Source organism: Streptomyces sp. Ru71 (assembly GCF_002920535.1).
Classification (GTDB): Bacteria; Actinomycetota; Actinomycetes; order Streptomycetales; family Streptomycetaceae; genus Streptomyces.
The window spans coordinates 91,221-116,029 of sequence record NZ_PQSS01000001.1 but is presented as its reverse complement, the minus strand read 5'-3'; the positions used below and the strand labels follow the sequence as shown (position 1 = coordinate 116,029).

The window sequence follows — 24,809 nt, the reverse complement described above, 5'->3', positions numbered from 1 at the left end:
ATCGTGACCGCCGCGCAGGATCTGACGCATTCCCCCTCCCCCCGTCGCGTCCTCGTCAGCGGGGCCTCGCGGGGACTGGGCCGTGCCGTGGCACAGGCGTTCGCCGAGGGGAGCGACAAGGTCGCCGTCCACTACGGTTCGCGTGCCGACGAGGCCCGTCTGACGCTCGACTCCCTCGCCGGTTCCGGCCATGTGCTGGTCGGCGGCGACCTCGCGGATCCGGCGGGGGCGGCGGCCGTGGTGGACGCGGCGGCGGAGGCGCTCGGCGGCGTCGACGTGCTGGTGAACAACGCGGCGGTGAACATCCGCCACCCGCCGGCGGAGACCCCGTACGAGGAGTGGGTGGCGGTGTGGCAGCAGCATGTCGCCGTGAACCTTCTGGCCACGGCGAACCTCAGCCATCTCGTCGCCCGCCGCATGATCGACCAGGGAAGGGGCGGGCGCATCGTCAACATCGGCTCCCGCGGCGCGTTCCGCGGCGAACCCGATCATCCCGCCTACGGGGCGACGAAGGCCGCGGTCCATGCCCTGGGCCAGTCGCTGGCGGTGTCGCTGGCGCCCTACGGCATCGCCGTGGCGTCGGTCGCGCCCGGCTTCTTCTCCACGGAGCGGGTCTCCCCGCGCCTGGACGGCGCCGAGGGTGACGCGATCCGCGCGCAGAGTCCCTTCGGCAGGGTCGCCACCCCGCAGGAGATCGCGGCGGCCGTCGTGTGGCTCGCCTCCCCTGCCGCGGAGTGGGCCTCGGGCACGATCCTCGACCTCAACGGGGCGTCACACCTGCGTACATGAGCCGGCGGCCGCGCTACGGCCGCCAGGGCAGCACGCCGGGCGGCAATTCGGCGTCCTTCGCCCGGTCGCCCGGCTGGAGCTGGTCGGCGTAGCCCGCCTCCGTCCATACCAGCTTCTTGAACTGCTCCGGGGTCAGCGCCCCCGCCCAGGGGTCCTGGCCTGGGCAGAACACCGAACCGCAGCCGTAGCAGTAGTGGGCGGGGCGCCACAGCCAGTCGGCACGCCCGGCACCGGCCTGGGCGGCGGCCCGCTCCCGCCGGTCGTCACGCACGACGGCGAACGTGCCGAAGAAGCAGACCAGGGCGAGCAGCACACCACCCACGGTGTAGAGGGGCTTGTGCTGCTCGACGCCCGTGAACGCGAGGGCGACGCCAAGGCCGGTGAGCACCATGCCCTCGGCGAAGTGCGCACACCCGTCGCCGGTCTTGTCCGGGCCCGGCGCCAGCCTGCCGTGCAGGTTCTGCCGCGAGGCGCCCTTGCCGGTGCGCGCCTGTTCCACCGTACGCACCTCGGCGCCGCCGCACGCCGGACACACCGTCCCGGCCCGGTTCCCGGTCTCCTCTGCCGCCATGAAGATCAGCTTAGTCACGGGCGTATGGGGGCCCGATGGGGACCGTGTGCAGAGACGGGCCCCCCCGGGCTTCACACCAGTTCGGGTTGGGGCTGGGGCTGCCGCGCCGGGGCGGCCTTCGGCTCCCACAGGTGCGTGGTGCGCGCGAAGGCGTACACCACCGAGGCCATCGCCAGAATCAGAAGTGGTCCGAAAAGCCACGGCTGCCGGGCCATATGCATCGGCAGATAGCGATAGGAGACCAGCAGCGCGGCGAAAACCGCCGTTCCGTGGGCGACCAGCTGGATTCCGGCCCGGTCCCAGCCGCGGTCGAACGAGCGCAGAGCGCCCTCGATGGTGAAGGCGAACACGACACCGGCGATGAGGTCCACGCCGTAGTGGTAACCGAATCCCAGCGTCGCGCCGAGCGTGGCGATCAGCCAGAACGTGCCCGCCCAGCGCAGAATCCGGGGGCCCTTGCGGGAATGGATGAAGATCGTCGTCGCCCATGCCGTGTGCAGGCTGGGCATGCAGTTGCGCGGGGTTATCTCGTCGTAGGGCATCAGGTGCGGGGTGCCGATGGGGGGCGGTGTGTGGGGCCACAGGTCGGCCACCGCCCAGTGCAGGCCGCCGGTGCCGAACGCGCCGTCGCCGTAGGCGAAGATCGGCCCGACGGTCGGGAAGACCATGTAGATACTGGGCCCGACGAGGCCTATGACCAGGAAGGTGCGCACCAGGTGGTGGCTGGGGAAGCGGCGGTCGCGGGCCACGTTGCGCAGCTGGTACAGCGCGACGACGACCGCTGCCACCGCGAGCTGCACATAGACGTAGTCGAGGACATGGGCGCCGATCGGCCCGGTGGCCGCGACCATGCGGCCCACCAGCCAGGACGGGTCGCCCAGCGCGTGATCGGCGAGCGCCACGTACTGGTCGAACACCATGGGGCGGGTCTTCGAGGTGATCAGCAGCCAGACGTCGCCCGTCTTGCGGCCCGTCACCAGCAGCAGGCCCAGCCCGACGCCCTTCAGCAGCAGGACACGTTCCGCACCGGTCCGGCGGGTGAGGGCGATGACTCCGCAGCCCAGGACCACCCACAACGCGCCGTTGCCGAAGGGGTGGCCGTCGGTCACTTCCGCGCCGATCGCCCACCGCACCAGCCAGAAAGCGACATCTATCCCGATTGCCGCCCCTATCGCGACAAACCGTTCCCGCCAGGTGAGCACCACCATCGTCAACGCCATGCCGGCGTACAACAACGGGCCGGATTTCGGGGCGGAAATCACCTCGCGCGCCTGAGTGGTGATCGGCCCCGGGACCCCGTATCCGCGGGCGGCGATCTCCAGCGCGACGAGGAAACCGAGGGCCACGACGCCTGCCGCCGTCCACAGCATCACCCGCGGCCGGCGCCACGCGGCAAAATCCCGTCTCCCGTTTATTCGTGAAAATACCCGTGTTGCTCTAGTTATCAATTTATTCAGCCGATTTGTCAGATTTCATAGTGATCGTTTTAAGTTCGATCATGTTAGCGGAGCTGGTGAGTATTGCCGAGACCGGCCCCGCCGTACCAGATCTGAAATCGGCCGCACGTCGGCTCGTCAGTTCTCCGAGCGGTCCAGTGCCTCGTCCAGGGTCGTCGCCGCCGTGATCAGGGCGAGGTGGGTGAACGCCTGCGGGAAGTTGCCCAGCTGTTCGCCGCGGGGGCCGATCTCCTCCGCGAAGAGGCCGACGTGGTTGGCGTAGGTGAGCATCTTGTCGAAGGCGTACCGGGCCTGGTCGACTCGGCCGGCCCGGGCCAGGGCATCGACGTACAGGAAGGTGCACAGCGAGAAGGTGCCCTCGCTGCCCCGCAGGCCGTCGGGCGAGGCGGCGGGGTCGTAGCGGTGGACGAGGCCGTCGGAGACGAGTTCGGCGTCCATCGCGTCCAGGGTGGACAGCCAGCGGGGGTCCATCGGCGCCACGAACCGCACGGCGGGCATCAGCAGCAGGGACGCGTCGAGCACCTCGCCGCCGTAGTGCTGGACGAACGCCCGGCGGCGCTCGCTCCAGCCGTGGGCCATGATCTGCCGGAAGACGGTGTCGCGGGCGGAGGTCCAGGCGGCGAGGTCGGCGGGGCGGGCGAACGCCGTCGCGAGGTTGATGCCGCGGTCGAAGGCGGCCCAGCACATCAGCCGGCTGTAGGTGAAGTCCCGCATTCCCCCGCGCGTCTCCCAGATGCCGTCGTCGGGGCGGTCCCAGTGGGTGGTGAGCCAGTCGAGCGTGTCGGACAGCGCGAGCCAGCCGTCGTAGCCGTATCCGGACCAGGAGGGGTCGTGGACACGGGTGAGGGCCCAGGCCGCCTCGCCGTAGATGTCGAGCTGGAGCTGGTCGGCGGCGCCGTTGCCGACGCGGACGGGGGCCGAGCCGCGGTACCCCTCCCAGTGCGGCAGGATCTCCTCGGCGAGGTGCGGGTCGCCGTCCACCCGGTACATGATCTGCAGGGGCTCCCCGGTGACCGTCCGCCGTTCCCGCAGCCGCGCGCCCAGCCACTGGCGGAACGCGTGCGCCTCCTCCTCGTGGCCCAGGTCCACCAGGGCGTGCACGGACAGGGAGGCGTCCCGGATCCAGGTGTAGCGGTAGTCCCAGTTGCGCTCGCCGCCCAGTTGCTCGGGCAGGCCCGTGGTGGCCGCCGCGACGGGGGCGCCGGTCGGGGCGTAGGTGAGCAGCTTGAGGGTGATCGCGGACCGGTTCACCGCGTCCTGCCAGCGGCCCCGGTAGTGGCCGCGGCGGACCCAGCGGTGCCAGAAGTCACGGGTGGCGTCGAACTCCGCCTGCACCCGCTCCGGGCCGAGCGCGGGCTCTGGCTCGGCTCCCGCGGAGTCCAGGGTGAGCACGACCGAGGCCTGCTGCCCCTGCGTCAGCTCGATGCCGGCCCGTACGTCGTCGGCGTCCCGCTCCAGGTGAACGGCGCCCAGCGGCTGGAGGAGCGCCTCGACGCCCGGGCCACGGAAGCGGGCCAGGCCCTCGTGGAGTTCGAGGGTGTGCCGGGCCCTGCCGTAGCCGAAACGCGGACGGCAGCTCAGGCTGAACCGCACCCGCCCGCGCGGCACCCGCATCACCCGGATCAGCCGGTGCCGGGAGGCCGGCGTCCCGGGGCGGTCCACGGGCATGAAGTCGACGACCTCCCCGACGCCCTCGGGGGTGAGGAACCGGGTGACGAGGATCGCGGTGTCCGGGAAGTACAGCTGGCGGGTGGCGACGTCCGGGCCCTCCACGGTGATGGCGAAGTGGCCTCCGCGCTCGTGGTCGAGGAGGGCCGCGAAGACGCTGGGCGCGTCGAAGCGGGGCGAGCACAGCCAGTCGACGACACCGTCGGAGGAGACCAGCGCAGCGGTCTGGAGGTCGCCGACGAGGCCGTGGTCGGCGATGGGCGGGTAGCGTCGCATGAGTTCCTCCGCGTGAGCCGCTCGTGGGCCACGGGCCGCGTGGGCGGCTCGTGGGACACCTCGCCCCTGACCCCGCAACGGCCTGCCCGCGCTTGAAGCATCCGGCCGTCCCGGCTGTACGTCCATGTGGGGTACGCCGGGCGGGTGAGGCCCCGGCGACCCGACGACCGGCGGCCCGCGTGGGACAGGACTTGATACCCCGTCAAGCTGCCGTAGCCACAGGTTGGTTCACGGTCATCGTCGCCAACCGCTTGATCTTGCGCCGCACCACGTACAGCGGAATCACTCCGAACACGCCGAACGACATGTCGATCACCGACCACCACAACGGGATGCCCCGCAGGGGCCCGCAGATCAGTGCGAGCGGGATGATGCCGGCGCAGGCGATCATCCCGAACTCGACGACCCAGATGTTGCGGACGGGGTCGCGGTAGGGGCCGTAGAAGGCGACCGCGATGACCAGGTGGGCGAAGGCCAGCCAGTCGGTGCCGTAGAGGAGGAAGGGGTAGTCGGCGTCGGCGGTGTCGAGTCCGTCGCGGACCCGCTCGATCCAGTGCATCAGGCCGGGCAGGTACTCCGGCGCGGACAGGGCCCGCAGCGCGGACTCCGCCCACCGCAGTTCGTGCACCAGGGGGAAGGCCGTGGCGCCGCTGAGCACCAGGCAGACGACGAAGAGGACCAGCCAGGCGCGCACGCTCTTCAGCAGCGCGGCTCTATCGCTCGCATCACTCATGGCGGCAGCATACGCCGGGAATTGAACATGTTCAAAAGCCTTGCCCGAGAGGTGAGCAAGGAGCTACGGATCGCATGTCCGCTGCTCCATTCGCGTGTGATCGTCACGTGAACAGCCGCGTGTCGCTGCTCGCGGACCGCACCTCGGTCCGCGTACCGCGAGGATGGCCGGACCGACGTGGGCGAAGCCAGTCTTTCGAGAGAGACACCGCTTGTGAGCATCCTCAACGAACCCCAGGGTTCCCCGGCCGAAGAGGCGTATTACCAGGACGAACTGCCCATTCGGCGCAAGCGCCCGGGCAATGTGGTGGTGAAGTGGCTGACGACCACGGACCACAAGACGATCGGCACGCTGTACCTGTCGACGTCGTTCGCCTTCTTTCTGATCGGCGGGGTGATGGCGCTGGTCATGCGCGCCGAACTGGCCCGCCCCGGCCTGCAGATCGTGTCGAACGAGCAGTACAACCAGGCGTTCACGATGCACGGCACGATCATGCTGCTGATGTTCGCCACGCCGCTGTTCGCCGGCTTCACGAACTGGATCATGCCGCTGCAGATCGGCGCCCCCGACGTCGCCTTCCCGCGGCTGAACATGTTCGCCTACTGGCTGTACCTGTTCGGCTCACTGATCGCGGTCGCGGGTTTCCTCACCCCGAACGGCGCGGCCGACTTCGGCTGGTTCGCCTACACACCGCTGTCGGACGTCATCCGCTCGCCGGGCATCGGCTCCGACCTGTGGATCATGGGTCTGGCCTTCTCCGGCTTCGGCACGATCCTCGGCTCGGTCAACTTCATCACCACGATCATCTGCATGCGCGCCCCGGGCATGACCATGTTCCGCATGCCGATCTTCACCTGGAACGTACTGCTGACCGGTGTCCTGGTCCTGCTCGCCTTCCCGGTGCTCGCGGCCGCGCTGTTCGCCCTGGAGGCGGACCGCAAGTTCGGCGCCCATGTCTACGACGCGGCCAACGGCGGGCCCATCCTGTGGCAGCACCTCTTCTGGTTCTTCGGCCATCCAGAGGTGTACATCATCGCCCTGCCGTTCTTCGGCATCGTCACCGAGATCCTGCCCGTGTTCTCCCGCAAGCCGGTCTTCGGCTACATGGGCCTCGTGGCCGCGACGATCGCGATCGCCGGTCTGTCCGTGACGGTGTGGGCGCACCACATGTTCGTCACCGGGGCGGTCCTGCTGCCCTTCTTCTCCTTCATGACCTTCCTGATCGCCGTCCCGACCGGGGTGAAGTTCTTCAACTGGATCGGCACGATGTGGCGGGGGGCGCTGTCCTTCGAGACACCCATGCTGTGGGCCACCGGCTTCCTCGTGACGTTCCTCTTCGGCGGTCTGACCGGGATCATCCTGGCCTCGCCGCCGATGGACTTCCACGTCTCCGACTCCTACTTCGTGGTGGCGCACTTCCACTACGTCGTCTTCGGCACCGTCGTCTTCGCGATGTTCGCCGGCTTCCACTTCTGGTGGCCCAAGTTCACCGGCAAGCTGCTCGACGAGCGCCTGGGCAAGATCACCTTCTGGACGCTGTTCTTCGGTTTCCACGGCACCTTCCTGGTCCAGCACTGGCTGGGCGCCGAGGGCATGCCGCGCCGTTACGCCGACTACCTGGCGGCGGACGGCTTCACCGCCCTGAACACGATCTCGACGATCGCCTCCTTCCTGCTCGGTCTGTCGATGCTGCCGTTCCTGTACAACGTGTGGAAGACGTCCAAGTACGGCAAGCACGTCGGTGTCGACGACCCGTGGGGCTTCGGCCGCTCGCTGGAGTGGGCCACCTCCTGCCCGCCGCCCCGGCACAACTTCCTCACCCTGCCGCGGATCCGCAGCGAGTCCCCCGCGTTCGACCTGCACTACCCGGAGATCTCCGAACTGGACCAGAAGGAGGTCACCGGACGGCGGGACGCCATCGACGCCGCAGGGCATGAAGGCGACCGGCGATGACCGACTCCCGCGGGCCCCTCGCCGAGCAGCGGGAAGGCGCGCTGGCCAACGAGGTCGAGGGCTACCTCCTCGCCCGGGCCGACCAGGAGCAGGCACGGCGTGAGGCGGACGCCTTCTGCGCCCGCCTGCCGTGGCTGACCACGGCCCAGGCCGAGGAGGTGGCACGGCTCTACGCCGAGCAGCACATCGAACTGACCCGGCAGCGCCTGCGCCACACGATCCGGCGTGCCGAGGAACTGCGCCGGGAGTACGAGGCCCGCTACGCCCAGCTCCGGCACCGCCTGCTCACCTGGCACGCCCTCTGCGGGTCGGCTGTGCTGGCCTGTGCCACGGGGGTGAGCGCGGCCGTCTGCGCGGTCGTGCGCTGAAGCGGCGCCGCCGGCTGCCCGGTGGTGCGCTGAGGCGGAGCCGCCGGCGGTTTCAGAACTTGCCCATGTGATCGACGGTGCGGTGTCCCAGCCGGCGCCCGAACTCCGCGACGAAACCGGCGGCGAGCGGGGGCCAGCCCCAGAAGTCGAAGGCGAGGGCACCGACCGCGAAGCCGGACTCCCACCGCCACTCGGTGACCGGGACCGAGGCGCCACACGCCGGGCAGGGGGCGCTGCCCTCCCCCTGCTCCTCCCAGGCGGCGATCGCCTCCCTGAACGGCCCCCAGACCTCCTCGTCCGCCTCGAACCGCTCGGGGTAGTCGATGAACACGGTTCTGGTCCCGCAGCGCGGACAGTCGGCGTACTCCGCCTCGTCCGCTCCCTGGCCCCCGACGTGGTGGTGACGGCCGACGACGACGGCCACCGGTCCCGGCAGCCAGTCCGGGTCCGACGCGTCGGCGACGGCCCGCGGCCAGTTCGGGCCGGGCAGGTATCCCTCGTCGGCGTACAGGCTGTACACCCCCTCCGCGGACGTCTCCCGCGTGATCAGCCCCTCGCGCACCATCCAGTCGACCATCCGCTCGGCGAGCGGCCCCGCCTCCTCGCCGCCCACCTCGACGTCCACGATCCGCTCGTAGTAGTCGCCCATCGCTCGGCTCCCCTCTCGATCACCGCGGGCATCGTAGTGACCACCCGCGGGCCGGCGGCCCCGCACGGGCCCGGCGGGCAGGCCCGGGCGGCGACGCCACGGTCCCGTCTGGTCGCTCCCGGGCGGCGGTGGGATTCTGGGGTGAGAGGCAGCGCAGTCAGGCGCGACCGGGAGGGCCCATGGGACGGGACGTCCCGGCGCTGGTCTTCACCCGTGAGGACCGCCGCCGGTACCGGATCAAGATGCAGGAGTGCCTCGACGTCCTCGCGCAGATGCTGCGCGAGGCACGGTTCGAGTCCGAGCGGCCCCAGGTGGGGCTGGAGATCGAACTGAACCTGGTGGACGATCGGGCCGAGCCGGCGATGCGCAACATCGACGTGCTGGAGGCGATCGCGGACCCCGCCTGGTCGACTGAGCTGGGCCGGTTCAACCTGGAGATCAACATCCCGCCCCGCCGGCTGACGGAGGGTGGCCCCGACGCCTGGGAGGGGGAGATCCGCGCCGCGCTCAATCACGCGGAGGACCGCGCCCGCTCGGTCGGCGCCCACCTGATCATGATCGGCATCCTGCCCACACTGCGGCAGCAGGACGTCGGCGAGGCCGCCCTGTCGGAGAACCCGCGCTATCGCCTGCTCAACGACCAGATCTTCGCCGCCCGCGGGGAGGACCTGCACATCGAGATCGACGGCGTGGACCGGCTGCGCACCTACGCGGACACCATCACGCCGGAGGCCGCCTGCACCAGCACCCAGTTCCACCTGCAGGTCTCCCCGCAGGAGTTCCCCGACTACTGGAACGCGGCCCAGGCCATCGCCGGTGTCCAGGTGGCGCTGGCCGCCAACGCGCCGTTCCTGTTCGGCCGGGAACTGTGGCACGAGACCCGTATCCCGCTGTTCGAGCAGGCCACCGACACCCGGGCCCAGGAGATCAAGGTGCAGGGGGTCAGGCCCCGGGTGTGGTTCGGGGAGCGCTGGATCACCAGCGTCTTCGACCTCTTCGAGGAGAACCTGCGCTACTTCCCCGCGCTGCTGCCGCTGCGCGACGAGCAGGACCCCACCGAGACACTCGAACGCGGCGACATCCCGCACCTCGCCGAGCTCACCCTGCACAACGGCACGATCTACCGCTGGAACCGTCCCGTCTACGCCATCGCCCACGACAAGCCGCACCTGCGGGTGGAGAACCGGGTGCTGCCGGCCGGCCCCACCGTCGCCGACACGCTCGCCAACGGCGCCTTCTACTACGGCCTCACCCGGGCCCTCGTCGAGGAGGAACGCCCCGTGTGGTCGCGGATGTCCTTCTCCGCCGCCGAGGACAACCTGCGCACCGCCGCCCGGGACGGCATCGAGGCCCGGCTGTACTGGCCGGGCATGGGCGAGGTGCCCGTGCCCGAACTGGTGCTGCGGCGGCTGCTGCCGCTGGCGCACCGGGGCCTTGAGCGCACCGGCATGGACGCGTCCTGGCGGGAGCCACTGCTCGGCGTCATCGAGCAGCGGTGCGTCACCGCCCGCAACGGGGCGGTCTGGCAGACGGAGATGTTCCACCACGTCGACGCCCTGTCCCGCGCCGGCCGGCACGAGGCCCTGCGGCGCATGACGCGGCAGTACATCGACTACATGCACCTCAACGCCCCGGTGCACACCTGGCCGGTCGACTGACCCGCCGGCGCATGCCCGGATCGCCGGACGCCGCCGCCACCCCCGTGGGACAGTGGCGGCGGCTCGTCACGGCGCTCGCCGTGCCGCCGAGCCCGGCCGCACCGCCGCGTCACACCCCATGGAGGGACGTTGTTACTCGTCACAGGCGCCACCGGCAACACCGGGTCCGAGCTCGTCCGGGAACTGGCCGCGCGGGGCGTGCCGGTGCGGGCCCTGGCCCGGCGGCCGGACGCGGACCTGCCGCCGGGAACGGAGCGGGCCACCGGCGACCTCGACCGGCCCGACACGCTGGGCCACGCGCTGCGGGACGTACGGGGGATGTTCCTGCTGCCGGGCTACGCGGACATGCCGGGGCTGCTGGAACGCGCGCGGGAGGCCGGCGTACGGCATGTGGTGCTGCTCTCCGGCGGGTCGGCCGCGCTGGAGGACCTCACAAACGCCGTGTCCCGGTACATGACGCTGTCCGAACGGGCCGTGCGCGACTCGGGAATGTCCTGGACGCTGCTGCGACCGCGGGCGTTCATGTCGAACGCGCTGCGCTGGCTGCCGCAGCTGCGCGCGGGCGACGAGGTGCGGGTGCCGTTCCCCGACGTGCCCGCCGCCTGCGTCGACCCCCGGGACATCGCCGCCGTGGCCGCCGAGGCGCTCACCGGCGAGGGGCACGAGGGGTGCGTCTACGAGTTGACGGGACCGCAGTCCCTGCTGCCCGCGGACCAGGTCGCCGTGCTCGGCACAGTGCTCGGACGGCCGTTGCGCTGCGTGGGCCTGTCGGACGAGGAGGCGCGGGCCGAGATGGAGGCGGGCATGCCGGCCGAGTACGTGGAGGCGTTCTTCCGCTTCTACCGCGGCGGCGATCTGGACGAGTCACAGGTCCTCGACGACCTGGTGAAGGTGACGGGGCGTCCCGCGCGCACCTTCGCGCAGTGGGCCACGGACAACCGTCACCGGTTCTAGAGCGCCGGCCTTCCCTCCTCTCAGCCGCCGCCGATGGGTTCGGCCAGCTGCTGCCGTGAGGCGAGGTTCAGTTTGCGCATGGCGCGGGCGACGTGCTGTTCCACCGTGCGGGGCGACAGGTGCAGGGTGGCGGCGATCTCCCGGTTGGTCAGGCCGGCGCCGGCCAGCTCGGCCACCTCGCGCTCGCGCGGGGAGAGCTGGTCGCCGTAGGCGGGTCGGCCGTGCGGGCGGCGCTGCGGCGCGGGGCTGTGGGCGCGCAGCAGCGCACGGGTGCGGGCGGCGTCCCAGGCGGCGCCCAGCTCGGTGAACTGCTCGATGCAGCAGGTGAGTTCGGCGATGGCCCGGTTGTCGGGGCCGTCGTCTCCGTCGGGGGACGGTGTGCGCCCAAGAGCCTCGCCGGTGTGCACGCCGCCCTGACCTGCGCGTCCGCCGGTCCCGTACGCCTCCGGGCCCTCGCTTCCGTCCTCGTACGCCTCCTTGTCCACTCCTGCGTCGGCGCCGTCGGCGTCCCGGGCCGCCAGTGCGCTGCGGCCCGCGCCCTCCGCTGTCAGGGCCTGGGCGTACGGGCGGCCCAGCGCGGCGTAGGCCGCCGAGGCGGCGCGGTACAGCGGGACCGCCCGGGCCGGGTGGCCGGTGGCTTCGGCGAGGGCGGCGCGGGACCAGGTCAGTGCGGCGCGGGCGCCGGGCGCGTCGACGCCGTCGAGGCCCTCGGCGAAGGCGTCGACCATCGTCCGGGCCTCCCCCGCGCGGCCCGCGCGCGCCGTGGCCTCCACCGCCCAGGGGGCCAGTTCGGCCGCCCAGGCCCAGATGCCCTTGCGGACGACCTTCTCCCAGGCCGTGCGGGCCTCGGCGGCAGCGTTCTGGACCGCGTCCCGGGCCAGTTCGCGGCGGATCAGAGCGCCGGACATGGCCGCGGCCTGACTGGGTGAGGCGTACTCCGGTGCCGTGCCGTGCTCGCCGGACAGCCAGGACACCGCCCGGCCCCACTCCCCCTGGGCCAGCGCCAGCAGGCCCAGCACCATGCGCCCGTCGCTGGAGATGAGCGGCATGTCGAAGGTGGCGGCCACGAACGTCTCGCACCGCTCGGCGAGGCCCTGCCAGCGTCCCAGCATCCAGTCGAGCGTGAGGCGGGCACCGAGCGCGGTGTGTTCGGTGAACGGCGAGCCGCTGGTCACGGAGAGTTCGACGCCCTCGGCGAGCAGTTTCTCGGCCCGCTCGTAGTGGCCGAGCCAGACGGCCGCGTCGGCGGCGTTGCACAGCCCGCGCGCGGCGTGCCGACGCGCCTGGACGTCGGTGCTGGTGGTGGGCAGGGCATCCAGCAGGGCCCAGCCCCGCGGATCGCCCCGCATGGTGGCCAGGGTGACCCGGGCGGCTGCGACGGCGGCCGAGGCCGCCGGGTCGCCGCTGTCTGCGGCTGCCCGGTCGGCGGCCCGCAGCCACTTCTCGTGCGCGTCGGCGCCGGTTCCGGGCCAGCGCGGTGAGGAGAGCGCGCACATGGCCCGCGCGGCGAGGGCGGGGCGCTCCTCGCGCAGTTCGGCCGCGGCCTGCTCCAGCACGCTGCGGCCGTCCTGACCGCCGACCTGGTTGACGAGAAGCAGTCCGAGGTCGAGGCGGATCTCGCCGCGCACCGCGGCCGGCAGGGTGTCGTCCCGGACGACGCGCTGGAGGGCCTCGACGGTCTGGTCGGAGCGCAGACCGTCGACCGCGCTGCGCGCCAGCACCGGCGCCAGCCGGGCACGGGCCTGCGGGGAGACGGCCGGGGAGGCCATCGCCTCCTCCAGCAGCCCGATGGCCTGCTGGTAGCGGGCGCTCTCGCCGAGGGCGTGGGCCTGCCGGGCGGCCTGTTCCACGGCTCGCAGCCAGCTGCGCACCCGGCCGGCGGCGCGGCGGTGCCGGGCCAGTTCGGGCCAGGAGGCCGGCTGCCGGGCGGCGAGCACGTCCGCGGCCCGTCCGTGCAGGTCCTTGCGCAGTGGGCCGGGGAGCACCTGCTGCAGTGCCCGGGCCGCGAGCGGGCAGACCAGCCGGTAGTGGCCGTCGCCGGTCTCGGCCAGCAGCCCGGTCGCCAGGGCGGCGCCCAGTGCGTCGCGGCCCTCGTGCGGTGCGAGGGCCGCGACGGTGAGCAGGTCGGTGTCCGTGGCGGGCCGCTCCAGCACGGCCGCCGCCCACACCACGGGCCGGTGGTGCTCGGGCAGCGCGGCGGTGCGGCTCCGCACGAGGTCGGCCAGCCGGACGGGGACGCCGGCCGCGTCGACGTCGGCGGGGGTGAACCACTGCTGGCCGGGACTGTCGTGCAGGGCCTCCACCAGGTCGGCCACGACCTGCGGCACACCCGCTGACCGTTCGTACAGCCGGGCGACCGCCTCGGGTGTGCAGCGCCTGCCGAGGGCCTGACCGGCGTACCGGCGCACCTCGTCGGCGGTCCACGGCTCCAGGCGGTGCCGGCGGACGGACAGGCGGGAGGGGTAGTGCGGGGGCGGCGTGCCGAGCGGCAGGCCAGGTTCGGGCAGTTCCTCGGGCCGGTAGGTCACCACGGCCGCCAGTCCCTGGCGGGCGCCTTCCAGCACCGCGCGCAGCCACGCCAGGTCCCTCTGCCCGGCTCGGTGCAGGTCCTCGGCGACCAGCAGCAGGGGCCGGTCGCCGGCGGGCGGCGCGGGTGGCTCGCCGTCCGCGCACGTCCACACCTCGTGTGCCGTCCCCGCCGCCCACGGTGCGGTGGTCAGGCACCGGACGAGGTGGCTCTTGCCGTGCCCCGCAGGGCCCTCCACCAGGACGAGGACGGGCCGGGTGTCCTCGCCGTCGAGCGTCCGCCGCACTCTGCGTGTCCACGGAGCGTCACCAAGCGCCACCACATTGCTCCAGCCGTCGGCCCCCGGATCTGCCAGCGTTCGAACGTCGATTCTGCGACCGGGGTGGGCCTCAGGAGAAGACGTGTGCGCACATCGGGGGGCACTTCGGTCCGCGCGGCGGGTTAATTGCGTATACGTAGCGCCGGGTCCCCGGATGGCAGGTGGCGCGGATCGCCCATACGTTCGTCACACCGACCGACCGACACAGGAAGGTGGACGTGGTGGCCAAGCCGTACTTCCAGGTCGACGTCCCGATCACGCACCAGGCCCAGCCCGACCGGCGGGGCAGCTATGTCTTCACCGGCCAGGCGGACAGCGGCCGGGAAGCCGTGCGGATCGCCCGCGAGGTGTGCGACGCGGCACTCGCCGCCCACGCGGCGGGGCTCGCCGTCCCGCGCCGCCGGCCGGACGGATGGGGGGCGCGCGGGGTGCGGCCCGGCTGGGAGCCCGACTGGGCGGCGGCGCGGGCCCACCTGTGGGACACCGCGCACGGCTGGTTCGTCCGCTCCGCCCGCTCGGGCGCTCCGGTGCCGGGCCTGCCGGGCGCCTGACCGAGGGGGCCGCCCCGAGGCCGTCTGCCGGGCCGCCGGACCGGAACGGGCCGCCTTGCTCAGGCCTGGCGCAGGACGACGAGGATCACGAGCAGCACGGTGGCGCCGGCGCTCGTGCCGTGGGCGACGACGGCGGTCAGCGGGAAGTGCCGCTCGGCGGTGGCGCCCGCGGCCTGGGAGTGCCGGCCGGAGCTGGGCAGCCAGCGCAGCAGCATCATGAATCCGAACGCGGCCACGATCAGGACGACCACGCAGGCCGCCCATGCGGAACCGCGCACACCGCCGAGCAGATAGGTGCTCCAGGCGGCGAGTCCGCCCACCGCGAGCGTCACGTGCCCCAGCACCAGCCACAGCGGCAGCCTGGTCACGCCGGGCGTCCGCTGGCGCAGGCCGCCGTGCCGGATCCACACCGTGGCGAGGTAGCCGCCGAGAGCGGCCGTCAGCAGCCATGCGCACAACACGACGAGACGCATAGGTCTCACTCCCCCTGCCTTGTGGGCCGGGCACCGTCCGGTCGGGCCCCGCGCGGTTCAGCACACCGGACACAGCGGGAGACGTCCGGAAATCCGTCCTGTAATTCACTCGTTGGGGTGAAGCGTTATGGGACTGGCACTTTCCCCGGCCGGTCTGCCGTTCTCGCTCCGTAAGATCCGCTGCCGCCGCCCGGGACTAGCATGAGACGCGGTCGACAACACCCGTCCGGCGGCGCCGGCCGCCCCAGGCGGAGGGAGAGATCATGTCGACTCTCGACACACCCCACGCGCCCCTGGACGCCGCGAAGCAGGAGGCGTTCGCCGGTGAAGTCGCCGATGTGCTGAACAAGGCCGTGCTCGCCCTGCTCGCCAGCGTCGGCCACCAGTGCGGGCTGTTCGACACCCTGGCCGCGCATCCGCGGTCGACCAGCCCCGACCTCGCCAAGGCGGCGGCCCTCGACGAGCGTTACGTCCGCGAGTGGCTCGGCGGCATGGTCGTCGGCGGATTCGTGGAGTACGACCCGCAGGACGGCACCTACACCCTGCCGCCCGAACACGCCGCCTCCCTGACCACGGCGGCCGGCCCGGACAACTTCGCCGGGATGATGCCGTACATCGCGCTGATGGGCGAGGTGGAGCAGCAGGTGGTGGACTGCTTCCGGCACGGCGGCGGGGTGCCGTACTCCGCCTATCCGCGCTTCCAGCGGCTGCAGGCCGAGGAGACGGCCCGGGTCTACGACGTGGCGCTGGTCGACACCATCGTGCCGCTGGTGCCGGGGCTGACCGAGCGGCTGCGCGCCGGTATCGACGTCCTGGACGTGGGCACCGGTCAGGGACACGCGCCGCTGGTGCTGGCCCGGGCCTTCCCGGCCAGCCGCTTTTGCGGGCTCGACCAGTCCGAGTCGGGGATAGCCGCCGCCCGGGCCGAGGCGGACCGTTCTGGGCTGGGCAACCTCGACTACGTCCTCGCCGACGCCACGCAGATCACCGGCGCCTACGACCTGATCACCGCCTTCGACGTGATCCACGACCTCGCGCGCCCCGCCGAGACCCTGCGGGCCATCGCGGGTGCGCTGCGCCCCGGTGGCACGTTCCTGATGGGGGACATAGCGGCCTCCAGCAAGCTGGAGGAGAACCGGGGGCATCCCTTCGGACCCGCCCTGTACGGCTTCTCGGTCTTCTACTGCATGACGACCTCGCTCGGCACGGGCGGCGCCGGTCTGGGCACGGTGTGGGGTCAGGACACCGCGGTGCGCATGCTCAAGGAGGCCGGTTTCGAGCACGTCGACGTCACCTCGATAGAGGGCGACCCGATCAACGTGTACTACGTGGCCTCCCAGGGCTGACGGGAGGGGGCCGGCCGGGCGGTGCGCCCGGCCGGCCCCATCGTGCGGCCCGCTGCGGCCGCCGTGCCGGTTCCTAGGAGGTGAAGCGCTGGCTCGCCGTGCCGTCGCAGTTCTGCAGGCGCAGCGGCTCGCGCGGCGCCGTCTGGGTCAGGCACAGGCCCGTCGCCGCCGCCGGGCGGATCGTGGCGCCGTCCCGGACGAACTTCTGGTTCGCGGCACCGGAGCAGTTCCAGACGATCAGTGCCGTGCCCGCCTTGTACTGGGCGCCGGGGACGTCCAGGCAGCGGTCCTGGGTGAGTTCGGTGTGGTAGGTCTGCCGCGCCTGGTCGTACCACCAGTGCTGGTTGCGGTTGCCGGTGCAGTCCCAGCCGAGCACCCCGGTGCCGTTGGCGCTCCGGGAGCCGGTGACGTCCATGCAGGTGCCGGTGGCCTGGTTGCGGACGCCGGCGTAGACGTCGTCCCAGGCGAACGGGAAGAGCGTCGGCGTGCCGGCCGAGTCGACGTCCGCGCAGGACGCCTCGCGCAGGTTCGCGGCGTAGAAGCGGGTGAGGCAGGTGGCGAAGGCGGCGTGGCCGCGGGCGTTGGGGTGGAAGGACTGGCGCACGGAGTTCTCGTCGGGCAGGCCGGGCTTGGTCACGTCGATGAACAGGCCGCGGGCCCAGGTGTTGTCCGAGCACACCTCATGGCCGTGGAAGAGGCGGGAGTTGTCGAGGTAGTAGGCGCCGGTCTCGGCCGCGGCCTTGCGGATGCCGCGTTCGAAGGCGGGGACGGCGGTGTTGCGGCCCCAGACGGTGTCGGAGTCGTAGCCGAGGCCGCCGCAGGCGAGCTTGGTGCTGAAGTCGGGGTTGTCGCGGAAGTCGGGGCCGATGGGGCTGGGGTAGCTCATCAGGACGAGCTTGTAGTCGCCGTCGGAGTAACCGGCGTCGCGCATCACGGACTTCAGGTCGCGGACGGTCTGCTCGACCTTCGGCACCAGGGCGTCGACGCGGGCCTGCCAGCCCGGCGCGTACTTGGGCTCGCAGGGGCCCTGGGAGAGGAGGTAGCGCTCGACGCAGTCGGTCATGACGGGGCCGAACTGGAGGTCGTCGTTGGCGCCGGCGACCAGCAGCACCATCTTGACGCGGGTGTTGCGTGCCTGGACGGCCAGGCTGTCGCTCTGGACGAGTTCGTCGGCGTACTGCTTGCTGCCGCCGATCCTGATGTTGCCCGTGTAGGCGCCGGAGCAGGCGACGTTGTAGGTGACGTCGGCGGCGATGCCGGTGCGGTGGATGGCGGCCTCGGGTGAGCGGTGGCACCAGTTGTCGGGGCCGTTGGTGGGCGATTCGTAGGTTCCGACGCCCTCGCCGGAGATCTCGCTGTCGCCGAGGGAGATCAGCGCGCTCTTGCGTTCGCTGAGCGGGCGTTCGGCCGGATCGCCGTAGAGCCGGGTGGCCTCGGCGGCGCGGATGGCCTCCAGGTCGGGCGGGAGCGGCGTGGCGGCGGTCGCCTGCCGCGGGGCGCCGTCGGCGGCGGCCGCGGTGGCGGGAAGGGCGGCCGTCGCCATGCCGAACAGGGCGGCAAGGGTGGTGACGGTCCACCGGATGCGGTACCCGGAGCGTCTCATGACACCTCCTGGACGTGGGGTTACCCACGGTATTTACTGGTCGGTAGCCGCGTTTGGGAATACCTCTGCCGAGTAAAGTTGAGGGAGTATCACGTTCCGTTTCGCGGCCCCGTGAGCCCCGACCCCGGAGGTGTCCGTGCTGCGAACGACCCTGACGGCGAGCGTGGTTGTGGCCGCGCTGCTCGCCCCCGCCACCGCGCGTGCCCAGCAGGAGGAGCCGGACATCCCCCGCCTCACCGACCGGCACGGCCGGGTGCTCACCCTGCGCGGCTGGAACGTCGAGGACAAGGCGAACCGGGGCGACAAGGCACTGTCCGCCATCACCGAGCGGCACTTCAGGGACATGCGCGCCCAGGGCTTCGACTTCGCGCGCCTGCTGGTGTTCTGGGACGACCTGGAGCCGCGGCCCGGACAGTACAGCGAGGCGTATCTGCGCAGGATCGAGCGCATCCTCGACTGGGCCCGGCGCTACGACGTCAAGGTGCTCATCGACGCCCATCAGGACGTCTTCGGGCCCGCGTTCGGCCATCGCGGCATTCCGCGGTGGGCGACCAGGACCGACGGTCTGCCGTTCACGCCGCATCCCGACGACTGGTTCGCCGAGTACTTCGAACCCGCCGTCCAGCGTGCCTTCAGCCATCTCTACGACGACCCCGACCTGCGACGCGCCCAGGCCGACGCGTGGCGGGTGCTCGCCGCCCGCTTCGCAAACCACCCGGCCGTGATCGGCTACGACCTCGTCAACGAGCCGATGGGTGAGCTGAAAGACGGTGAGGATCTGCCCACGGCCGCGAGTCGTATCGAGCGCGAGCAGCTCACGCCCATGTACAACCGCCTTGCCGACGCGGTCCGTTCGGCCGACCGGGACGCCTGGGTGTTCGTCGAGCCCACACCGATCGTCGGCGAGGGCGTACCGACGGGCCTCGGGCGCGTCGACGACCCGAAGGTGGTGTACGCCCCGCACTTCTACAACACCGCCATGGAGGCCGGCGCCGACTACGACCCGGGCGCCGGATGGATCGAGGCGTACGAGCGGGCCGTGGTGGAATACCCGAAGCGCTACAAGGTGCCGGTCGTGGTGGGCGAGTGGGGCCCGCTGAACAACTCCCTGCCGAACATGCGGCGCTTCTACGGCGACGCGATGGCCTCCCTGGCGCGCTACACCTCCGGCTGGGCGGGCTATGTGTGGTGCTACGGCGGCGGGTACTGCGCGGTCGACGGCACCGGTGCCTTCCGCGCCAACAAGGAGCTGACGGCGCAGCCGTACGCGGCGAGCGTGGCCGGCACGGTCCGCTCCGCCTCGTACGACCCTGCGACGGGCCGGTACCGGCTGGCCTACCGTGCCGCGTCACACGGCCCACGGCTGACCGAATTGTCCCTGCCCCCGGGCGACTGGCGGGTCAGGGCGGACGCGACGGTGCTGCGCCGTGAGCCGGGACGGGCCTGGGTGGTGGCCGCGCCGGGACGGGAGGTGGTGGTCACCGCCGAGCGGGTGCAGGGCCCCGGTCAGCGGCCGGTGGACGGCGGGAGCTGAGCCGGGCTGACCCGCTCACCGAGCACATCGGCCATGAACCGCACCAGCCACCGCTGCGACGGGCTGCGCGAGGACTCGTGCCGGGCGTACAGCGCCACCTCGATCGGTTCCGTCTCGAAGGGCAGGCGCACCAGACGCAGCCGGCGGGAGGCGGTGAAGACCTCCCCCACGAACTCGGGGACGATCGCGATCAGGTCGGTCTGCTCCAGCAGGTAGGGCAGCATGGAGAACCGGGTGGCGTCGACGGCCACCCGGTCCAGCAGGCCGTAGGTGGCGAGCACCTCGCGCGGTACGACGTGGCCGCTCGGGCCGTAGACGGTCGCGTGGTGCTCGGCCGCGAGCTGCTCCAGGGTGACCGCGTCCCCGCGCACCCGGGGATGGTCGGCGGCGACCATGGCGACGTAGCGCTCGCCGAACAGCGGGATGCGCACGGTGCGGTGGGAGGTCAGCACCGGGGTCGCCACGAAGGCGTCGAGGTCGCCGCGGCCGAGCTGGTTCTCGGCCTCCTCCACATCGAGCGCGCGCACGGTGAACGACACCCGCGGGGCGCGCACCCGGGCCGCCGCGAGGAGCCGGGGCAGCAGGGTGGCCTCGCCGAGGTCGGACAGGGCCAGGGTGAAGCGGCCCGGCATGGTCTCGGGGTCGAAGGCGTCGGACTGGCGCACCGCGCCGTCGATCTCCGCGAGCGCGCGCTGCAGCGGCTCGTACAGCCGGCGGGCGCCGGCTGTCGGCGTCAGCCCGCGGCCGGTACGGCGGAACAGCTCGTCGCCGAAGTGGCGGCGCAGCTTGGCCAGGCTGTAGCTCACGGTGGGCTGGGTCAGGTGCAGCGTGTCGGCGGTGGCCGTGACGCTGCCGGTCTCGTACAGCAGGACGAAGACGCGGGCCAGGTTGAGGTCGAAGCTCCTCATATCGATGGACTCTATATCGACGCGCGGAAACATCTATTGGAGTCCATGTCGCGGTGTCCTTAGCGTGGCGTGCGTCACTTCGGAAAGGACCTCTCCGTGCCCTCCGTACGCCGCGTGTCCCACGAGTTCCTGCACCGCCAGGGCCTCACCACGATCTTCGGCAACCCCGGCTCCAACGAACTGCCCTTCCTCGCCGGGCTGCCGGAGGACTTCCGCTACGTCCTGGGCCTGCACGAAGGCGCCGTCGTCGGTATGGCCGACGGCTACGCCCAGGCCACGGGCCGGCCGGTCCTGGTCAACCTGCACGCGGCGGCCGGCTCCGGGAACGCGATGGGCGCGCTGACGAACGCGGTCGCCTCCCGTTCGCCGCTGGTGGTGGTGGCCGGCCAGCAGGTGCGGCCGGCCGTGGGCGTGGAGGCGAACCTCACCAACGTGGACGCCCCCGCGCTGATGAAGCCGCTGGTCGGCTGGGCCGCCGAGCCGGCCTGCGCGCGGGACGTGCCGCGTGCGCTCGCCCAGGCCGTCTTCGAGGCGCGGCTGCAGCGCCGTCCGACGTATCTGTCCGTGCCCTACGACGACTGGGCCGCCGACGCCGGGGACAACGCCCTCGCCGTCCTGGACCGGCAGGTGCGACAGGCCGGGGCGCCCGACGCGGAGCAGGCGCGGTGGCTGGTGGACCGGGTGACCTCGGCGCGACGGCCGGCGCTGGTGCTGGGCGGCGACATCGACGCCGACGGCCACTTCGACGCCGCCGTCCGGCTGGCCGAGGCGATGGGCTGCCCGGTGTGGGCGGCGCCGTCGCTGTTCCGGCTGCCCTTCCCCAACCGGCACCCGCTGTTCCGGGGCGTGCTGCCCGCCGGGATCGAACCGGTCCGTCAGGCCGTCGAGGGACACGACCTGGTGCTCGTCCTCGGGGCGCCGGTGTTCCGCTACCACGAGCACCTGCCGGGCCGCTATCTGCCCGAGGGCACCCGGCTGATGCAGGTGACCGGCGACGCCTCCGCCGCGGCACGGGCACCGATGGGCGAGGCGCTGGTGGCCGATCCCGGCGCGGTGCTGGAGCTGCTCCTGGCCGCCCTCGCCACTCCCGACGTATCCCCGGGCGCCTACCGGCCGGTGCCGCCGCCGCGCCCGGCTCAGGGCGCGGGCCTGCACCCGGAGGAGGTCTTCGCGGCGCTGCGCGACAAGCTGCCCGAGGACACGGCGTACGTCGTCGAGTCGACGTCGACCAACGCCGCGTGGTGGCGCCAGATGGACCTGCGCCGGCCGGGCTCGTACTACTTCCCCGCGGCGGGCGGGCTCGGCTTCGGGCTGCCCGGCGCGGTGGGCGTCGCCCTCGCACAGCCGTCGCGGCCCGTCGTCGCGGTGAGCGGGGACGGCTCGGCCAACTACGGCATCACGGCCCTGTGGACGGCGGCCCGGCTGCGGCTGCCGCTGACGGTGGTGCTGCTGCGCAACGGCACCTACGGGGCGCTGCGCTGGTTCGGCGGCCTCCTCGGCGTGCCGGACGCGCCGGGCCTGGACATCCCCGGCCTGGACTTCACGCGGATCGCCGAAGGGTACGGCGTCCCCGCCCGGCACGCCTCCGGCACCGAGGAGCTGCGCGCCCTGCTCTCCGAACGCCCCGACGGGCCGCGGCTGATCCAGGTGGACACCGCGCTCACCACCCCCGACGACTCCCGATGAGAAAGGATCCGCCGATGACACTCCTGGACAGCGCCGTCTGGGACGGGAAGTTCTTCAGCGACGGCTGGCGGGACTCCGCCACCCGGCAGCCGGTGATCGAACCCGCCACCGGTGACCGGCTCGGCACGGTCGGGCACGCCTCGCCCGACGACGTGCGGGCCGCTTCCGCCCGCGCCGCCGAGGCACAGCGGGCCTGGGCGCGCACCCCGCCGCAGCAGCGGGCCGCGGTGCTCCGCCGCGCGGGCGAGCTGTTCACCGAGCACGCCGCCGAGATCGAGGAGTGGCTGGTGCGGGAGGCCGGCTCGGTGCGGGCGAAGGCCGGCTTCGAAGCAGGGCTCGCGATCGGCGAGTGCTTCGAGTGCGCGGGCCTGCCGACGCACCCGCAGGGCGAGGTGCTCACCTCCGAGGACGCCCGCTGGTCTTTCGCCCGGCGCCGGCCGGCCGGTGTGGTGAGCGTCATCGCACCCTTCAACTTCCCGCTCGTCCTGGGCCTGCGCTCGGTCGCGCCGGCGCTCGCGCTCGGCAACGCGGTGCTGCTCAAGCCGGATCCGCGCACCGCGGTGAGCGGGGGCGTGGTCATCGCCCGTGTCTTCGAGGAGGCCGGGCTGCCGGACGGAGTGCTGCACCTGCTGCCCGGTGACGGTTCGGTGGGTCAGGCGGTCGTCGCGGCGTCGGAGGTGCGGGTGGTGTCCTTCACCGGCTCCACGGCGGTCGGGCGCGCGATCGGCGAGCAGGCCGGCCGGCTGCTGAAGCGGGCGCACCTGGAGCTCGGCGGGAACAACGCGCTGGTCGTGCTCCCGGGCGCCGACGTGGCGAAGGCGGCGTCGGCGGGGGCCTTCGGGTCCTATCTGCACCAGGGGCAGATCTGCATGACGACGGGCCGTCACATCGTCCACGAGTCGCTGCACGACGACTATGTCGCCGCGCTCGCGGCGAAGGCCGAGGCGCTGCCGGTGGGGGATCCGGCGCGCGAGGACGTGGCACTGGGCCCGATCATCGACCGCCGTCAGCTGGAGCGCGTCCACCGCATCGTCACCGACAGTGTGGCCGCCGGTGCCAAGGTCGCGGCGGGCGGCGAGATCGCGGGGCCCGCGTACCGGGCCACCGTGCTGACCGGTCTCGCCCCCGACATGCCGGCCTGGCAGGAGGAGATCTTCGGACCGGTCGCGCCCGTCGTCGGCTTCTCCACGCTGGAGGAGGCCGCCCGGATCGTCGACGACTGCCCCTACGGGCTGTCCGTCGGCATCCTCGGCGACGTCGGTACGGCCATGCGCCTGGCCGACCTCATCGAGTCCGGCAAGGTGCACATCAACGAGCAGACCGTCGGTGACGAGCCCAACGCGCCCTTCGGCGGGGTGAAGGCCTCCGGCACCGGGTCCCGGCTCGGGGGCGCCGCGGCCAACATCGAGGCCTTCACCGAGACCCAGTCGGGTGACCGTCCGCCCGGACATCGCCGACTACCCCTTCTGACACTCCCCCGCTCGTGCCGTACCCCGCGGCCGCCTCCGAGGAGAACACCTCCCCATGACATCCGCTCCCCCCTCCCCCATACCGGGCCGCAACGCCTGGACGGTGGTCCTGTGCTGGATCACCGTCCTGCTGGAGGGCTACGACCTCGTCGTCCTCGGCGCCATCATCCCGACCCTGCTGAAGACCCATCACCTCGGCATGACCGCCGGTGACGCCACCACCGTGGCCACGCTCTCCCTCGTCGGCGTGGCGATCGGCGCGGTGTCCGTCGGCCCGCTCGCGGACCGGCTGGGCCGCAGGCTGGTCCTCATCGGCTCGGTGGTGCTGTTCTCGCTGTTCACGATCCTGGTGCCGCTGGCCGGCTCGGTCACCGTGTTCGCCGCGCTGCGGCTGGTCGCGGGACTGGGCCTGGGCGCCTGTATGCCGGTCTCCCTGACGATGATGGCCGAGCACATGCCGGCCGAACGGCGGGCGCGGGCCAGCACCCTGACGATGACCGGCTACCACACCGGCGCCGTGATCACCTCGCTGCTCGCGCTGCAGGTGACCGACCACTGGGAGGCCCTCTTCTACGTCCTGGGTGCCGCCGGTTTCGCCGTCGCCGCGATCCAGTGGTTCCGGCTGCCGGAGTCGGAGGCGTTCGTGCGGGCCCGCAGGGCCGACGAGGCGTCCGCGCGGGTGCCGTTCACCGAGCTGCTCAAGCCCGCGTACCTGCGGGCGGGCGTGGGCGTGTGGATCGCCTCCTTCATGGGGCTGCTGCTGGTGTACGGGCTGAACACCTGGCTGCCGAAGCTGATGAACGACGCCGGCTACCCGGTGCCGACGGCGGTCACCCAGCTGCTCGTCCTCAACGTCGGCGGTGTCGTCGGGCTCGTGCTGGCCGGCTCCATCGCGGACCGGCGCGGCATCAAGGGCACCACGCTGGGCTGGTTCGCCGCCGCCGCGGTCATGCTGGCGCTGCTGAGCGTCCGCACGGACAGCGACCTGCTGCTGAACACGGTCGTCTTCCTGACCGGGGTGTTCGTCTTCTCCGCGCAGGTGCTGGTGTACGCCTATGTGACGTCGTTCTACCCGGCGGCCGTGCGCGGCACCGCGCTCGGTTCGGCCTCCGGCATCGGGCGGATCGGCTCGATCGTCGGCCCCTCGGTCAGCGGGGCGCTGGTGGCCGCCGGGATCGGGCACCCGTGGGGCTTCTACTTCTTCGCCGCGGTGGCGGCCCTCGCCGTGCTGGCGGTGCTCACCCTGCCCGGTCGCGGCCCGCGTCCCCTGGAGGAGCCGGCCGCCCAACCCGCCGTCTGAGATACCGCGTTGTGCCG

Annotated in this window: 19 protein-coding genes and 1 pseudogene; 11 read left to right on the top strand and 9 right to left on the bottom strand. The window is 72.4% G+C overall.

Annotation, left to right across the window (positions count from 1 at the left end):
- Window positions 1-21 precede the first annotated feature (21 nt).
- Complete coding sequence (locus C3489_RS00560) at window positions 22-789, top strand: SDR family NAD(P)-dependent oxidoreductase (RefSeq protein WP_103778876.1); 768 nt, start codon at window positions 22-24, stop codon at window positions 787-789.
- Window positions 790-802: 13 nt separating this feature from the next.
- Here C3489_RS00560 and C3489_RS00555 read toward each other — a convergent pair whose 3' ends face one another.
- The 4 genes from C3489_RS00555 to C3489_RS00540 all read right to left on the bottom strand — a co-directional run bounded on the left by C3489_RS00555 (window position 803) and on the right by C3489_RS00540 (window position 5,494).
- Window positions 803-1,360 carry a hypothetical protein gene (locus C3489_RS00555; protein WP_103778608.1) on the bottom strand — a complete coding sequence of 186 codons (558 nt, stop codon included), beginning with the start codon at window positions 1,358-1,360 and terminating at the stop codon, window positions 803-805.
- A gap of 71 nt (window positions 1,361-1,431) precedes the next feature.
- Complete coding sequence (locus C3489_RS00550) at window positions 1,432-2,730, bottom strand: phosphatase PAP2 family protein (protein WP_103778606.1); 1,299 nt, start codon at window positions 2,728-2,730, stop codon at window positions 1,432-1,434.
- Between the two features lie 204 nt (window positions 2,731-2,934).
- Window positions 2,935-4,761, bottom strand: a complete 1,827-nt coding sequence (locus C3489_RS00545; protein WP_103778604.1) for a glycoside hydrolase family 15 protein — start codon at window positions 4,759-4,761, stop codon at window positions 2,935-2,937.
- A 202-nt stretch (window positions 4,762-4,963) separates the two neighbouring features.
- The gene (locus tag C3489_RS00540) at window positions 4,964-5,494 is read right to left on the bottom strand and encodes a hypothetical protein (RefSeq protein WP_103778602.1); all 531 of its coding nucleotides are present in this window, start codon (window positions 5,492-5,494) and stop codon (window positions 4,964-4,966) included.
- Between the two features lie 213 nt (window positions 5,495-5,707).
- Here C3489_RS00540 and ctaD point away from each other — a divergent pair, with 213 nt between their 5' ends.
- Both ctaD and C3489_RS00530 read left to right on the top strand, forming a co-directional pair.
- Complete coding sequence (ctaD, locus tag C3489_RS00535) at window positions 5,708-7,447, top strand: cytochrome c oxidase subunit I (protein ID WP_103778600.1); 1,740 nt, start codon at window positions 5,708-5,710, stop codon at window positions 7,445-7,447.
- Window positions 7,444-7,815 carry a hypothetical protein gene (locus tag C3489_RS00530; protein WP_103778598.1) on the top strand — a complete coding sequence of 124 codons (372 nt, stop codon included), beginning with the start codon at window positions 7,444-7,446 and terminating at the stop codon, window positions 7,813-7,815. Before ctaD ends, C3489_RS00530 begins: the two co-directional genes overlap by 4 nt.
- A gap of 52 nt (window positions 7,816-7,867) precedes the next feature.
- On the opposite strand, the gene C3489_RS00525 is transcribed toward C3489_RS00530, so the two are convergent.
- On the bottom strand, window positions 7,868-8,464 hold the full coding sequence (locus C3489_RS00525) for a hypothetical protein (RefSeq protein WP_103778596.1): 597 nt from the start codon (window positions 8,462-8,464) through the stop codon (window positions 7,868-7,870).
- Between the two features lie 179 nt (window positions 8,465-8,643).
- Between C3489_RS00525 and C3489_RS00520 the strand changes: the two genes are divergently transcribed.
- Both C3489_RS00520 and C3489_RS00515 read left to right on the top strand, forming a co-directional pair.
- Entirely contained in the window at window positions 8,644-10,122 is a 1,479-nt protein-coding gene (locus C3489_RS00520) for a glutamate--cysteine ligase (RefSeq protein WP_103778594.1), read from the top strand.
- A gap of 129 nt (window positions 10,123-10,251) precedes the next feature.
- Entirely contained in the window at window positions 10,252-11,076 is an 825-nt protein-coding gene (locus tag C3489_RS00515; RefSeq protein WP_103778592.1) for an NAD(P)H-binding protein, read from the top strand.
- A 20-nt stretch (window positions 11,077-11,096) separates the two neighbouring features.
- Here C3489_RS00515 and C3489_RS00510 read toward each other — a convergent pair whose 3' ends face one another.
- Entirely contained in the window at window positions 11,097-13,889 is a 2,793-nt protein-coding gene (locus C3489_RS00510; RefSeq protein WP_258054507.1) for a LuxR family transcriptional regulator, read from the bottom strand.
- A 254-nt stretch (window positions 13,890-14,143) separates the two neighbouring features.
- On the opposite strand from C3489_RS00510, the gene C3489_RS00505 reads away from it, so the two are divergent.
- The gene (locus C3489_RS00505; RefSeq protein WP_103778874.1) at window positions 14,144-14,473 is read left to right on the top strand and encodes a hypothetical protein; all 330 of its coding nucleotides are present in this window, start codon (window positions 14,144-14,146) and stop codon (window positions 14,471-14,473) included.
- Window positions 14,474-14,532: 59 nt separating this feature from the next.
- On the opposite strand, the gene C3489_RS00500 is transcribed toward C3489_RS00505, so the two are convergent.
- Window positions 14,533-14,946 carry a hypothetical protein gene (locus tag C3489_RS00500; RefSeq protein WP_103778588.1) on the bottom strand — a complete coding sequence of 138 codons (414 nt, stop codon included), beginning with the start codon at window positions 14,944-14,946 and terminating at the stop codon, window positions 14,533-14,535.
- A gap of 263 nt (window positions 14,947-15,209) precedes the next feature.
- Here C3489_RS00500 and C3489_RS00495 point away from each other — a divergent pair, with 263 nt between their 5' ends.
- Window positions 15,210-16,292 (top strand): class I SAM-dependent methyltransferase, encoded by a 1,083-nt coding sequence (locus tag C3489_RS00495; protein WP_103778586.1) that lies wholly within the window; start codon window positions 15,210-15,212, stop codon window positions 16,290-16,292.
- 73 nt (window positions 16,293-16,365) lie between these two features.
- On the opposite strand, the gene C3489_RS00490 is transcribed toward C3489_RS00495, so the two are convergent.
- Entirely contained in the window at window positions 16,366-17,895 is a 1,530-nt protein-coding gene (locus C3489_RS00490; protein WP_103778584.1) for a ricin-type beta-trefoil lectin domain protein, read from the bottom strand.
- Window positions 17,896-18,031: 136 nt separating this feature from the next.
- On the opposite strand from C3489_RS00490, the gene C3489_RS00485 reads away from it, so the two are divergent.
- Entirely contained in the window at window positions 18,032-19,429 is a 1,398-nt protein-coding gene (locus C3489_RS00485) for a cellulase family glycosylhydrolase (RefSeq protein ID WP_103778582.1), read from the top strand.
- On the opposite strand, the gene C3489_RS00480 is transcribed toward C3489_RS00485, so the two are convergent.
- Window positions 19,402-20,337, bottom strand: a complete 936-nt coding sequence (locus C3489_RS00480) for a LysR family transcriptional regulator (RefSeq protein WP_103778580.1) — start codon at window positions 20,335-20,337, stop codon at window positions 19,402-19,404. The genes C3489_RS00485 and C3489_RS00480 overlap by 28 nt on opposite strands.
- Window positions 20,338-20,433: 96 nt before the next feature.
- Here C3489_RS00480 and mdlC point away from each other — a divergent pair, with 96 nt between their 5' ends.
- The 3 genes and pseudogenes from mdlC to C3489_RS00465 all read left to right on the top strand — a co-directional run bounded on the left by mdlC (window position 20,434) and on the right by C3489_RS00465 (window position 24,792).
- Entirely contained in the window at window positions 20,434-22,023 is a 1,590-nt protein-coding gene (gene mdlC / locus C3489_RS00475) for a benzoylformate decarboxylase (RefSeq protein ID WP_103778578.1), read from the top strand.
- A gap of 14 nt (window positions 22,024-22,037) precedes the next feature.
- Window positions 22,038-23,493 (top strand): annotated as a pseudogene (locus C3489_RS00470) (benzaldehyde dehydrogenase).
- A gap of 54 nt (window positions 23,494-23,547) precedes the next feature.
- Window positions 23,548-24,792: an aromatic acid/H+ symport family MFS transporter gene (locus tag C3489_RS00465; RefSeq protein ID WP_103778576.1), complete on the top strand. Its 1,245-nt coding sequence runs from the start codon at window positions 23,548-23,550 to the stop codon at window positions 24,790-24,792.
- Window positions 24,793-24,809: the final 17 nt, after the last annotated feature.